Below are 13,041 nucleotides of genomic sequence, written 5' to 3' on the forward strand. Positions count from 1 at the left end.
GGTGAGTGGACGGCAAGGGTGATCGGAAGACCGAGGGCATGAAGCGCCAGAATCTCAGTGACGGCGACGGGCTGAAAGGATCGCAGTCAATGACCCCTCTGCCCCAACCCGAAGACCTCACGTCGCTGGTCCTGCGTACCGATTTCACCGATAACGCGGCGTGGGACGCATTGAAAGCCGCCCTCATCGCCGGAGACCCGCCGGTCAAGACCGCGCCCCCTGAACGCCGCCCGTGTCGGCGGCCTGATCGGCGTGGACACCAACGCCGACCACCTGGCCGCCTGGCGTCTGGATGAGCACGGCAACCCGCTCGGCGCCCCGCTCACCTACGGCTACGACCTGTCCGGCACCGCGCAGCACCGTGATGCCCAGGTCCGGCATGCGCTCATCCGGCTGCTGCACTTCGCCAAGCGGCACAACCTGTCGATCGCGGTCGAAGACCTCGACTTCGCAGCGGAGAAGACCCGCGAGAAGCACGGCCGCCGCAAGCGGTTCCGCAACCTGATCTCCGGCATGCCCGTGAGCAACCTACGCGCCCGGCTCGTCAGTATGGCGACCGAACTCGGCATCACCATCGTCGTCGTGGACCCGGCCTACACGAGCAAGTGGGGCGCGCAGCACTGGCAGAAGCCCTTCACCAGCAAGAATCGCAAGACCACTCGCCATCACGCGGCAGCGGTGGCGATCGGACGGCGTGCCCTGGGGCACCCGATCCGGCGACGGACGGCACCGCCCCCGCACGACCAGAGTGATCGTGCCGGGCATCGGACCGCCCAGGCCGGACCGGGCACCACACGGCGCGAGGAAACCCGCCCCCGCATTCCCGGACCACGGACACGATCCGTCGGCGCCGGATGCGGTGAGAACGCGGGGGACCAGAACGCCCAACACCGTTCGGGGCGTTCGGCCGAGCACGGGTTCTGGCAACAGAACTCACTCCCGCTCAGTCTTTAGGAACGGTTACGGAGCTCGCTCGCCGGGTGCCACCGCCTGCATCCGCCGGTCAGCCGCCGTAGCTGAGTCCGTGCCCGAAGGGGTAGAGGGCACCCGACCCGTCCGCGCGCGGGATCGTGACGGGCAGCTTGCCGACGGGGTTGACCTCCCCGAACAGCACGCGGGTCAGCGACTCCATCTGGGCGGCCGTGTAGCCGTAAGTGGCGAGATAGGTCGGCGCCTCGGTGAGGTACGAGATGTCATAGGGGTTGCGCATCCCCGAAACGACGACCGGCTTGCCGGTCGCGAGCAGCGCCTTGACCAGGGCCTGCTGAGCGGCGGCCGACGCGGTGGGCAGCCCGGTGGTGACGCTGACGCTGGCCGCGTTCATCGTGGACACCACCACGAGGTCGCTGTTCGCGGCTTCGGCGACCACCTGGTTGATCGTGGCCTGGCTGGGCGTCGTGCCCGTCTCCCTGACCGTGACGGTCTGTCCGCGTTGGCCAATCGCGTTGCCGAGCGTGCTCGTCGTGGTCACGCCCCAGCCGGTCACCAGAACGTCCCGCGGGTCATCAGTTAGCGGCAGCACGCCGGCGTCGTTCTTCACGAGCGTCGTGGTGTGATCCGTGATGACTTGCGCGTCGGCGAGGTGGTCCGGCGCGCCAACGACCTTCTCCGCCAGCTCGACGTCGACGAACGGATCGTCGAACAGACCCCTCTTCATCTTCAGGCGCAGGATCCGGTAGACCGACTCGTCGAGGCGCCGCGTGGAGATCTCGCCGCTGCGGATCGCGTCGAGCACCGCGTTGTAGGCGACATCCATCTGCGGCGCCAGCACGAGCTGGTCGGCTCCGGCCTTGAACGCCTCGACCGGCGCGACGTTCGGCGGGTACGTGCTCGTCGCCCCGCCCATGTCGAGGGCGTCGGTGACGATGAGCCCGTCGTAGTCGAGCTCCTCGCGCAGCAGCCCGGTGAGGATGGACCCGGACATCGTCGCCGGTGCGCCGCTGGGATCAACCGACCGGAGCACGACGTGCGCGGTCATGATCGTATCGACGCCTTCGGCGATGGCCGCCCGGAACGGCGGCAGGTCAATCGCCTCGAGCTGCTCGCGGGTGTGGGTGACCTCTGGCAGGCCGAAGTGGCTGTCCACGGCGGTGTCGCCGTGCCCCGGGAAGTGCTTGGCAACGGTGGCCACACCGCCGTCGTGGTAGCCGTCCACCTGGGCGGCCACCATGCCGGACACCAGGGCGGGGTCCTCACCGACCGACCGCACGCCGATGACGGGGTTGGCAGGGTTGACGTTGACGTCGGCGACGGGTGCGTAGTTCTGGTTGATCCCGACGGCCGCCAGTTCGGTGCCGATCACCTCGGCCGAGCGGTGTGCGTCCGCCGTCGATCGTCCCGCGCCGAGGGCCATGTTGCCGGGCATCGCGGTGGCCGGTGCGACGAGCCGGAAGACGACCGCGCCGCCTTCCTGGTCGGTGGAGATGAGCAGCGGAATCGGTTGCCGCTGGCTGACGGCGGCCGTCTGTAGCCCATTGGACAGCGTGCCGATCTGCCGCGGGTTCTGCACGTTGTCGGGCCCGCGCCTGGAGTCGAAGTAGATGACCCCGCCCGGCTTGTACTTGTCGATGACCTGGACCGGGGTGTCCACACCGTACAGCGCCTGGTTTTTGGCCGCCATGGCCGGGGACACGGCGTTGGCGTCCTGGCCGTACACCTCGACGACGAACAGCTGCCCGACCTTCTCCTGCAGTGTCATGTGCTGGAGCATGCTGATGATCTTGCCGCGGAGCGTCGCGTCGTCGGAATGCCCGGGCCAAACACGGTCTGCCGCGCCGGTCGCGACCTCCCCCGCAGCGACCGACGGCACCGCCGTGGACGACAGAAGCGCCCCAACCGAGACAACGGCGACGCAGACTCGAAGACCGAACCAATGGCGCATGCCAACCCTCCGGAGGGGAAGATCAGTGACCGACCTCACTGTAAGCGAACTTTTCTGTAAGCGATAGATCTACCTGCTGGGTCCCCGGCCAGGAGGAAAAACCAATGTCGATATTTCACACCCTGACAGACGGCCCACCCACAGCCGCATCGCCCGACGCGGCCGCGCCCGCGTCGCCACCTGGCGCTGATCAACGAGCGCCAAATCTGCCGGACCGCTACCGGGTACGCGCACCGGGCCGCCACCGCCGCCACCGGCTTGCCTGCGGCGCGGTTGGGCCGATCGAGGCCTGCGGCGGTGCCGTGGTCGCGGCGGCCGGGCACGGGTAGGGGCACCGTTGCATTGGCAAGATCGAGGCAGGCTTGAGCAGTGAAGTCATCGACCCGCTCTCGCCCGTGGTTGCCTCCGACGTCGGCGTTCGCCGGGTTCCGGTTCCCGACCGAGGTGATCGTGGTCGCGGTCCGCTGGTATCTGCGCTTCAACCTCTCGTACCGCGACGTTGAGGAACTGCTGGTCGAACGGGGGATCGAGGTCGATCACGTCACCGTCTACCGGTGGGTGCAGCGGTTCACGCCACTGCTGGCCGACGCCGCCCGATTCTCCCGCCACTCGCCAGGCGGCAGGTGGCATGTCGACGAGACCTACGTCAAGGTCAACGGCGTGTGGCGGTACGTGTACCGGGCGATCGACCAGGACGGGCAGGTCATCGACGTGCTCGTCTCGGCCCGCCGGGACGCCAAAGCCGCCCGGCGGCTCTTCCGACGCGCGCTGTCGACGTTGAAAGTGACACCCAGCGAGAGAACCTCCCCCAGACCGGGGTCGACCCGGCACCCCGGCGGTCCGGACCGACCTGGAAACAGTTCCTGACCGCCCAGGCCCACACGATCCTGGCCTGTGATTTCTTCACCGTCGACACGGTGTTGCTCAAGCGGATCTACGTGCTGTTCTTCGTCGAGATCGCCACCCGCCACGTCCACGTGGTTGGGGTGACCGCCCATCCAACTGGTGCCTGTGTCACGCAGCAAGCACGGAACCTACTGATGGACCTCGACCAACGCGCGGCTGAACTGCGGTTCCTGCTCCGCGACCGCGACAAGAAGTTCACGAACACCTTCGACGCCGTGTTCACCGCCGGAGGCATCGACGTGATCAAGACCCCGCCGCAGGCACCCCGGGTGAACGCGTTCGCCGAGCGGTGGGTGGGCACCGTACGCCGGGAGTGCACCGACCGGATGCTTATCGTCGGCGAGCGCCACCTCGCGGCCGTCCTCGCCGAGTACACGGCCCACTACAACAGCCACCACCCACATCGATCGCTCGCCCAGCAGCCGCCCAACCCGCCGCCGGGAGTCACTGACCTGACCGCCGCCAGGATCCGACGGCACCCGACCCTCGGCGGGTTGATCAACGAGTACTCGCAGGCAGCATAGCCGAACCGACTTTGCGAGCCCTACAGGTTCGAGGGTGCTCGTAGTCCCACTGACCGACTGCGTCGTGGTAGTCACCGACGGCGTCGTGGTATTCACCGCGTCCGCCGTACCGCTATCGTTCGATTGCCCACCGCACCGCACCCATTGAGCAAGACGGCCATGATCACGCCACCGAGCATACGGAAGATCAAACGAGAAGTACGTTGTGCGCGCACGTCATCATCCCCTGTGACCAGCATGTTCCTCGGTTAGGGCGGACCGCAATGCGTCGGCGGCGGAGCGTGGTGTACGGGTGGGGCATCCGAAGGCGTGGGGTCGAATCAGCCCTGCGGCTGCAGGACGGCGAGCTTCGCGGTGAGTTGGGTGGCGACCTGTTTGGCCTGATCCGCGGGCAGCGCAGTAATGATCGTGTCGACGATTACGGCCGGGGTTAGGCCGGCGAGGGTTCGGGTCGCCAGCTGCTGTTTGTCGGCCACTTCTCCGACGGCAAACTCGGCCAGTTCGGCCTCGACTTGGCCGCGGATGCGGGCCAGTTCGGTGTCGTCGATGTTGACTTTCGCGCTGATCAGGTCCGCGGTGGCGGCGAGTTGGCGGAGCGACATGCGCATCTCGGCGAGCACGATGCCGTGAGCGGAGGGATGCCCGGGATCGGTGTACTGCCAGGGCAGCGCTCTCATGGTGGCGGCTACTGCCGGGTCGCGCAGGATTGTCAGGAATTGTTGCGGTGTCATGTCGTCGTCATCCCCTGTGGCAGGATCCGTCGGGATCGTGTGGCTGTTCTCAATCTCGGATTCGTAGGCGGTGACCGCGGCGGGGATGGTGTCCCCGGCAAAGTAGCGGATGTGCCAAGGCTCGGATTGGATCTCGTGGGAGAAACCGAACCGTTGCTCGTTGTGGATCAGCCAGCGCAGGGTGCCGCCGTCGAGTGTATCGGTGTCGATGTTGTGGTCGCGTTCCTCGCCGGTGTCGACCGCAAGTCCTAGGCCGTGGTTGGAGGTACCCGGTACGGCGGCCTTCGCGGTGCCAGGCTTCTGGTACCAGCGTTGCCGGTTCCACATCCGGGAGGGCTGTCCAGGCAGGACAGTGCGCGTGTACCGCTCCCGGAAGATCCGCTCTTGCACCTCGTACGGGCGGTACGAGCCGTGCAGATCAGTGGCCTTGAGAGTGTGGCCCGCGGCCAGCGCGGCGGCGCACATTGCCGTCCAAGCGCGGGCGGCTGGTTTCACCAGCCGGACCCTCGGCCCGCCTCGTTGCCCGGGGACGTCGACGAGGATCTCGGCTGCAAGCTTGCCGTTGCTTTGCCCGGCCAACCTGTTCGGCCGCTTGACGGGGCGTACTGGAAATCCCATGCCCGCCTCCTCCCGACCAATCCATCATCGAACCGTCACGCAGGGTTGTCTGTCCGCGACCAGACATAATCGGGTCGTCCTCGGGACACGCAGGGCGTCCGGTTCTCTCGGCAAGGTCGGCAGGCGAATATCCACACCCGGCGGGGTCGTGCTTCCCGTGTCAACTGCCGGCGTAGGGAGCGATCGCCTCCTGCCCGTTCGGCCAGCTGAGAAGGGGGGAAGGCCCCTGCCGATCGCCCATTCCTGCAGCAAGTGGCATGAGGGCCCTGCGAGACAGCGTTCGGACCCCTGCCGGCTACAGCTACGGATCAGAGATCGGTGCCGGTCCTTCAGGGCTCTCGTCGCCCGTAGCTGTAGAGCTAGAGGATCCCCTCCGTTTTTCGCTGGCCTCTACTGCGACGGACGTTCGCTGGGTCGGGGCCGCCGCTTCCGTCGGCCTCTTTGGACGCGGCAGCGTTGATCTCGGAGCGGGCTGTGCGGTCTGCGGATTGGCCACTGCACCAATCTCGCCACTCGCCTGCTCAAGGCGGTCGGGCAAGGCCACGGGCGCTTCGGGTTGCTTTGCTTCACGGTCCTTGCTCGGAATCTTGTGTAGGATCGACTGCGCGCGTTCATCAACGAGTCGCGTGATGATTTGCTGGGCGTATCCGAACACGAGCGCGTACGCGAGGATCTGACGCTGGGAGTCCAGGTTGGAGAACCCCGGGGCGAAGCCTCCGCCGAGAAGAAGGATCCCAGCGACCGCGGTGAGCGCGCCCGTAGGCACCTTGAGCACCGCGAGGGCGACCGGAATGCTATACGGCGTCGAGGTGCCGCGGAGGTTGCGGATGGCCACGAGGGCCGCCAAGCCTCCGCCGATGGCCCCGAGTCCGGCCACAATCGGCAGGTCGCCGCGGGACGGATTCTGTCGATTGCCGCTTGGGCAGACGTGGGTAGCTTGCTCTTGTTCTCCGGCAGCGGTCGAAACGCTCGGCTGGAAGCATAGGGGCATCGCCTGAGGCGCCTGCCGGACCGCGATCCCGAGGAATATCAGGAACAGCGCGATGAGAGCGGCGGTCAGCAGAATGATATTCCGGAAGTCGCGGAGGCGGCTGTACTCCTCGTCGGAGGCGTCGTAGGACGTCTCCATGGCCTGCTTCAGCGCAGCCCGCCTGACCCGCACATTTGGGCTTTGCAGCGACTTCTCGGCCTCAACGCGCCGTGGATCGTTGCGATGTAGAACGGTCGCCATGCGAGCCGAGACGTCCGCGGTCAAAGCATTGACCTCGACCGTTGGCAGCAGATCTACGAGGAATACCTTCGCGGTGTGCATACTTCGATACGCCTGCTCAACCGACGTTCCGCGCCACCGATCTCGTACTCCCCGCCACCGGCGCTTCGGCGGCCGTAGGCAGGCCACGCGGGCGACACCCAGGTGGTACTTGATTGCTTCCTCGCTAGACTTCTGCTGACTGCCGGGCGACATCCCCGCTAGTGCCACGCGCATTCGTTGATCGAGCCTGTCAGCCTCAACTGCGGCCTGGATCGCCCACTGCTCGGGCCACAGACGCCGCCGTTCCTCAGGAATCCGCCAGTCATCGCTAGGGTTCGTCATCTCACCAATTCCCCCTTCGCTGCGGGACCTAATCGGTGAGTTGCCGCGGTGCTCGGAAGACGGAGAATCCGCCCACGAGGATCGGCAAGTCGGTGATGCGTGTTCACAATTTTCGTGGTCGCGTCGAGAAAACGCTGTCGGAATTTAGACAGACCTGGCGAATTTTGGAAGGCGGGTATTCCGACATCCGCGCAGACCCTGTACCGCTCGAAAAGTCGGTCAGAGCTACGCCACCTGGGTGTATTCGTTGATCAGCCCGTTGAGGATCTTCCTACGGCGCACTCGTGCGGCGATCAGGTCGACGACCGGTCGTGGCGGTATGGCGGTGGCGCGGTGGGCGGTTGTTGGTGCCGGGCTTGGTGCGGCCGGTGGTCGTTGTAGTGGGCCACGTACTCCCCGAGGGTGGCCAGCAGGTGTCGCCTGTTGTAGATCAGCATCCGGTCGAGGCATTCACGGCGGACCGTGCGAACCCACCGCTCCGCGTATGCGTTCGCCCGCGGCGCCGGAGGCGGGGTGCGCAGGATCTCGATGCCCGCCGTGCTGCAGACCTCGTCGAACGGCGCGATGTACTTGCTGTCACGGTCCCGGATCGAGAACCTGAACTGGGCGACTCTGTCGCCGAGGTCCATCAACAGGTTCCGGGCCTGCTGAGTGACCCACTCCCCCGTCGGATGCTCGGTGGCGCCGAGAATGTGCACCCGCCGGGTGCTACCTCCATCAGGAACAGTACGTAGTTGCGGGTCAGCCCGATCGTGTCCACGTGCAGGAAATCGCAGGCAGGACGCCCCTGGCCTGAGCGGTCAGGAACTGGGTCCAGGTCGGCCTGCCGCGCTGCGGAGCCGGGTCAACACCGGCATCGGTCAGGATCGTCCACACCGTGCTCGGTGCCACCCGATAACCCAATCTGAACAGTTCTCCCTGCACCCGGCGGTGGCCCCAGGTCGGGTTCTCCCGAGCCAGGCGCAGCACCAGGGCGCGGATCTTCGCCCCTATCGGAGGGCGCCCGGGTCGTCGTTTCGGGTAGGTCCACTTCCTGGCGACCAGCTCACGTGCCACCGCAGAAGGGTGGCGGGGGTGACGACGAACGTCGACCAGCGGGAACGAGGCAGCAGCTGAGACAGGGCTGACAGGACGGCTCGGTCGACGGGCTCCAGGTCCGGACGTGCGACCTGGCGGCGCAGAACCGCGACCTGATGACGTAACACAGAAATCTCGACATCTTTCGATCGCACGCCGCGCATTCCCTGTGCCACCAACCGCAGGATCTGACACAAGATCAGGTACCCGAAGGACAGGAACATGCCCGCCACCATGCCCCGCAGTCGGCTGGCTGGGCCGCACAAAACCTCACCTCAGAGGCCAGAACCGGGTTTCCGAGCGGTACAGCCATCGACGGGTGCAGGGCGAGTTGGCTCGTCTGGGCTACCAGGTAGCGGCCAGCACGGTCTGCAAGATCCTGCACCACGCCTGCGTCGATCCGGCGCCCCGCCGGACTGGACCGACTCGACGGTTCCTCACCGCCCAGGCGCACACGATCCTGGCGTGCGACTTCTTCACGGTCGACACCGTGCTGTTGAAGCGGATCTACGTGCTGTTCTTCATCGAGCTGGCCAGCCGCCAGGTCCACATCGTCGGAGTCACCGCGCACCCGACCGGTGCCTGGGTGGCGCAACAGGCCAGGAATCCGCTCATGAGCCTCGATCAGCGGGCCGACGGGCTCCGGTTCCTGCTCCGCGATCGCGACACGAAGTTCACTACGGCCTTCGACACGGTCTTCACCGCCGCCGGTATCGACGTGCTCCGCACGCCGCCACAGGCCCCGAGAGCGAACGCCTTCGCGGAGCGCTGGATCGGCACGGTACGGCGCGAGTGCACCGATCGGATTCTCATCGGCGGCGAACGGCACCTGGCGAGCGTCCTGACCGAGTACACGGAGCATTACAACGGCCACCGGCCACACCGATCACTCGGACAGCGACCACCGAACCCACCGCCGCAGGTCGTTGACCTCAACGACGCCCGATACTGGGCGGACTGATCAACGAATACTCGCAGGCAGCGTAGCCGAATCTGGTTTGCGAGCCCCACACCCTAAGGGATGTCTCGTAACCCCGGTGTCTGTCTGCTGAGGACGACCGGTCAAGATGCCTGGGTGCAGGTGATCACCGCAGCCCACACTGAGTGGATCTTTCCGTTCACGGGGCTGCAGCCCGCCCAGTTCCGCAAGCTGGTCCGCCTGGTCGCCGAGCGTGGCGGTGACGCCATCGCCGACGGCCGGCCGGGCCGGCAGTGGGCCCTGGACCTCGCCGACCGGGTGCTGCTGGTGGCCACGTACTGGCGCACGAACCTGACCATGCGCCAGATCGGCCCGCTGTTCGGGGTGTCCCACTCCGCAGCGCACCGGGTCATCGACACCCTCGGCCCGCTGCTGGCCCTCGCGCCGGTGCGCCGGCGGCCGGTCGACCAGATCGCCATCGTCGACGGCACCCTGATCCCCACCCGCGATCACCGCCTGGCCGCCCGGAGCAAGAACTACCGGTACTCGACGAACCTGCAGGTCGCCATCGACGCCAGCACCCGCCTGGTCATCGCCGTCGGCGACCCGCAGCCCGGCAACCGCAACGACACGATCGTCTACCGCACCAGCGGCATCGACCAGAAGCTGGACGGGCGGCCAGTCATGGCCGACGGCGGCTACCGCGGCAACCCAGAGGTGATCATCCCGTACCGCAAGCCCGCCGACGGCAGCGACCTGCCGGACTGGAAGGAAGACCTCAACGTCGAGCACCGGAGGGTCCGCGCCGGGGTCGAACACGCCCTGGCCAGGATGAAGTGCTTCAAGATCCTGCGCGACTACCGCCGCGCCGCCCACACATTGACCGACGCCGCTTCCGGCATCGCCAACCTCCACAACATCATCCTGGCCGGCTGACCGCCGACCCGGCCCCGGGCAGCGCCTCCACCCAGTTACGAGACGTCCCTTAGCGCCATTCTGCAAGATCACTCGTCAAGGGCCAACCCCTATCGACGCACATGACTCGCCAACCAAATCTGGACGCCGCCGAATCATCCGCCATGATCACCTGGACGCCGCCACTTCGGCGCAGAAGGACAACATCTGTCCTGTCCAGACGAAGTTTGCGGGCATCGACCGCGCTGACCAGCGGCACGTGAAATGGGTCTGAGTAACCGGAGGGGGGATTGTTCAGACACCTTGCGGATTCGGTGGTCGAGATTCGTGTATCCCTGCGCCGCGGTCAATGGTCCTGATGTTCGCGCAAGGCTGGGACGCGGCGGTCTAGCCAGGCAGGAACACAACAACTGTCCTGTCCGGCCTAGGCTTGCGGGGCGCCCGACGCGTTGACCAGAAGCGACGCAAAGTGAGTCCGGACGACCTTGCCAGCGGTCGTCCGGAATTATGCTTCGGCGGATTCGGCGCCGTCGAGAAGAGCACCGCCACCCGTCCGGAGGAGCATCCGGTGCGCCGCGACTCCCGAAGAGGCGGTCATGCTGCTGATTCAGGACCCTGCCCGGCTGCGGCGTCGGCGGTCGGAAAGCCGACCCCGTCGCGATGGCGACCGTTCCCGCCGAGTACCCGGCCTAGCGTTGGGAGCACCGAAATGTCGGCTTGTGGCCCGGGCGGGCGCTGGCGGCCAGGGAGAGTCTGATGCTGGGGAGCTTTCTGCCATCACAGAATGGTTTCGCATTCGTCAACGCGTGGCCGACCCAGCCGGCGGTCGTCCTGCCCACCCCGTTGGGCACCATCCGTTTGGGCGACGCCGCCGCCGGCCTGTGCGGCGGAATGGTCTTCGCGGCGCTTGACTACTGGCGCGCCGGTTTGGCGGCGCCGGCCGAGCGACCCACGGCGGACGACCCGCTCTACGGTTTCCTCGTTCACCGCCTGGTCGATTCCTGGCATGTGCCCGCCGGAGTCGTCCAGTACTACCAGTGGATGAACCTGCCGGACGGGGACTCCAGCTTCACCATGTTCGGCCGCCGCGTCCTCATCGAACGCGGCGTCTGCTGGCGCACGATCAAAGTCCAGTGGCCGCAGATTTCGTCTGACCTCGACCGGGGCGTGCCGGTTCCGCTCGGTGTCGTCACGGTGGCTGCGAGGGACCCCCGGGATCTGGCCCTCAACCACCAGGTGTTGGCCTTCGGCTACAGCGTGGCTGGGACCCGGGTCACGGTGCAGGTGTACGACCCGAACCGGGGCCGCCGCGACGACATCTTAATCGGCTTCGACACAGGCACCCCGACGAAGCCGACGACGTTCGAGCACAACCTGGGCATCGGTGAGAGCCGGGTCCGTGGCTTCTTCCGCGCCGCCTACGCACCGGAGCACGTCCCCGGGCGATGAGGGCCCGAGGCGAAAGCCGCGTAGGAGCACGACTGCGACGCGGCGAGGTGATCGTCCATTGGCTGGACCGGAGCGAGGTCCCGGCCGGACGCGGCGACATGTTGGTCGAGGCCGTGCGAGGTGCGCGGTTCCCGTCGGGCTCGGTCGCCGCGTGGCTCGCGAAGAGTCGGGCGCGGTGCGCGCGCTGCGGCGACACCTCGTCGAGGAGCGCAGCGTGGACAAGCGCTCGATCGAGTTCACCGGGTGCTGGCGACTTCGCATGACTCAGGACGACGCCCCGACCGAGGAGGATCTCGCCGAGGTGCAGGAACGGCTGGCGGACGCCACCGCGGCGTGCTGACGCGAGGCCGGCCTAGGTCGCCCGAGTCGTGCCGCTGATCGACAAGGTTCTTCCGCGAGACTCACAGATGCGTGGGTCGCATGCAAGATCGAGACAGGCGTGAGCGGTGAAGTCGTCAATCCGTCCCCGTACCTCGTTGCCGCCGAAGTCAGCCTTCGCCGGGTTCCGGTTCCCGGCCGAGCTGATCGTCGTCGCGGTCCGGTGGTACCTGCGCTACAACCTCCTACCGCGACGTGGAAGAACTGCTGGTCGAGCGCGGGGTCGAGGTCGACCACGTCACCGTCTACCGGTGGGTGCAGCGGTTCACGCCGCTGCTGGCCGACGCCGCCCGGTTTGCCCGCCACTCGCCAGGCGATCGGTGGTTCGTCGACGAGACCTACGTCAAGGTCAACGGCGTGTGGCGCTACGTGTATCGGGCGGTCGACCAGTACGGACAGGTCATTGACGTGCTCGTCTCGGCTCGCAGAGACGCCGGCGCGGCCCGGCGATTCTTCTCTCGGGCGCTATCGGCGTTGAAGGTGACACCCAGCGAGGTGGTCACCGACGCCGCCGCGATCTACCCCGCGGTGCTCGACGAACTGGCCCCCTCGGCGTGGCACCACGTCGAGCGATACGCCAACAACCCGATCGAGGCCGATCACAGTCAGCTCAAACACCGCCTGAAACCGATGCGCGGGCTGCGGACCGATCGAACAGCCCAGGTGATCATCACCGGACATGCCTTCGCCCAGAACCTTCGCCGCGGACACTACGAACTCGGACTCGACGTCCCACCCGGGGCGAGGGTCGCCGCGGCGTTCACCGAACTCACCCTGGCGATCTGACGTCGAAACCGACCCCGGCTCAGCGCGCCGTCCGATCCGAGAACGCAACAGCGCCCTCCCAGGCGCCGGCAATCGGCGGCCGGCCCCGGCGACCTGCCCAACTCCTCGGCGGGGCCCGCCGTGTTGTGATCTTCACGGGCGCCGGGATCTCAGCCGAGAGCGGCATGCCCACCTTCCGCAAACGATCTCACCGGCCTGTGGGCGCATGTCGATGCCCAGCAACTCGGGTCCTCAGAACCGACGGATTACACGATCAACGTTCA

Annotated in this window: 12 protein-coding genes and 2 pseudogenes; 9 read left to right on the plus strand and 5 right to left on the minus strand. The window is 66.9% G+C overall.

The window, feature by feature from the left end:
• The first annotated feature begins 252 nt into the window (after positions 1-252).
• Positions 253-954 (plus strand): IS200/IS605 family accessory protein TnpB-related protein, encoded by a 702-nt coding sequence (locus EV384_RS23220; protein ID WP_207232428.1) that lies wholly within the window; start codon positions 253-255, stop codon positions 952-954.
• A 49-nt stretch (positions 955-1,003) separates the two neighbouring features.
• On the opposite strand, the gene EV384_RS23225 is transcribed toward EV384_RS23220, so the two are convergent.
• The gene (locus EV384_RS23225) at positions 1,004-2,881 is read right to left on the minus strand and encodes a glycoside hydrolase family 3 protein (protein WP_130336510.1); all 1,878 of its coding nucleotides are present in this window, start codon (positions 2,879-2,881) and stop codon (positions 1,004-1,006) included.
• A 399-nt stretch (positions 2,882-3,280) separates the two neighbouring features.
• On the opposite strand from EV384_RS23225, the gene EV384_RS23230 reads away from it, so the two are divergent.
• On the plus strand, positions 3,281-3,748 hold the full coding sequence (locus tag EV384_RS23230; RefSeq protein WP_278045687.1) for an IS6 family transposase: 468 nt from the start codon (positions 3,281-3,283) through the stop codon (positions 3,746-3,748).
• A gap of 50 nt (positions 3,749-3,798) precedes the next feature.
• The gene (locus tag EV384_RS23235) at positions 3,799-4,311 is read left to right on the plus strand and encodes a transposase (RefSeq protein ID WP_242624223.1); all 513 of its coding nucleotides are present in this window, start codon (positions 3,799-3,801) and stop codon (positions 4,309-4,311) included.
• A gap of 320 nt (positions 4,312-4,631) precedes the next feature.
• Here EV384_RS23235 and EV384_RS23240 read toward each other — a convergent pair whose 3' ends face one another.
• The 4 genes from EV384_RS23240 to EV384_RS36265 all read right to left on the minus strand — a co-directional run bounded on the left by EV384_RS23240 (position 4,632) and on the right by EV384_RS36265 (position 8,310).
• Complete coding sequence (locus EV384_RS23240; RefSeq protein WP_130336512.1) at positions 4,632-5,660, minus strand: M15 family metallopeptidase; 1,029 nt, start codon at positions 5,658-5,660, stop codon at positions 4,632-4,634.
• Between the two features lie 301 nt (positions 5,661-5,961).
• On the minus strand, positions 5,962-6,972 hold the full coding sequence (locus tag EV384_RS23245; protein ID WP_130336513.1) for a hypothetical protein: 1,011 nt from the start codon (positions 6,970-6,972) through the stop codon (positions 5,962-5,964).
• 575 nt (positions 6,973-7,547) lie between these two features.
• A complete protein-coding gene (locus EV384_RS36260) occupies positions 7,548-7,952 on the minus strand; it encodes an integrase core domain-containing protein (protein ID WP_242624224.1) in 405 nt (134 codons plus the stop codon).
• 43 nt (positions 7,953-7,995) lie between these two features.
• Entirely contained in the window at positions 7,996-8,310 is a 315-nt protein-coding gene (locus EV384_RS36265) for a helix-turn-helix domain-containing protein (protein WP_242624225.1), read from the minus strand.
• A gap of 340 nt (positions 8,311-8,650) precedes the next feature.
• On the opposite strand from EV384_RS36265, the gene EV384_RS35520 reads away from it, so the two are divergent.
• The 6 genes and pseudogenes from EV384_RS35520 to EV384_RS36270 form a co-directional block, all read left to right on the plus strand.
• Positions 8,651-9,292, plus strand: coding sequence for an integrase core domain-containing protein (locus EV384_RS35520; RefSeq protein WP_242624226.1), 642 nt, complete (start codon positions 8,651-8,653; stop codon positions 9,290-9,292).
• Positions 9,293-9,406: 114 nt separating this feature from the next.
• Positions 9,407-10,186 carry a transposase family protein gene (locus EV384_RS23260; protein ID WP_130334533.1) on the plus strand — a complete coding sequence of 260 codons (780 nt, stop codon included), beginning with the start codon at positions 9,407-9,409 and terminating at the stop codon, positions 10,184-10,186.
• A gap of 696 nt (positions 10,187-10,882) precedes the next feature.
• Complete coding sequence (locus EV384_RS23265; RefSeq protein WP_130336515.1) at positions 10,883-11,614, plus strand: hypothetical protein; 732 nt, start codon at positions 10,883-10,885, stop codon at positions 11,612-11,614.
• 151 nt (positions 11,615-11,765) lie between these two features.
• Positions 11,766-11,954 (plus strand): SIP domain-containing protein, encoded by a 189-nt coding sequence (locus tag EV384_RS35525; RefSeq protein ID WP_207232353.1) that lies wholly within the window; start codon positions 11,766-11,768, stop codon positions 11,952-11,954.
• 136 nt (positions 11,955-12,090) lie between these two features.
• A pseudogene (locus EV384_RS23275) lies at positions 12,091-12,778 on the plus strand (IS6 family transposase).
• Positions 12,779-12,849: 71 nt separating this feature from the next.
• Positions 12,850-13,015 (plus strand): annotated as a pseudogene (locus tag EV384_RS36270) (Sir2 family NAD-dependent protein deacetylase); the annotation flags it as partial.
• Positions 13,016-13,041: the final 26 nt, after the last annotated feature.

It is taken from the genome of Micromonospora kangleipakensis, from assembly GCF_004217615.1.
Classification (GTDB): domain Bacteria; phylum Actinomycetota; class Actinomycetes; order Mycobacteriales; family Micromonosporaceae; genus Micromonospora; species Micromonospora kangleipakensis.

Excerpts from the sequence above, each read along its gene's own strand:
- EV384_RS23240 (WP_130336512.1), bottom strand. The coding sequence starts at position 5,660 with ATGGGATTTCCAGTACGCCCCGTCAAGCGGCCGAACAGGTTGGCCGGG.
- EV384_RS23225 (WP_130336510.1), bottom strand. The coding sequence starts at position 2,881 with ATGCGCCATTGGTTCGGTCTTCGAGTCTGCGTCGCCGTTGTCTCGGTT.
- EV384_RS23245 (WP_130336513.1), bottom strand. The coding sequence starts at position 6,972 with ATGCACACCGCGAAGGTATTCCTCGTAGATCTGCTGCCAACGGTCGAG.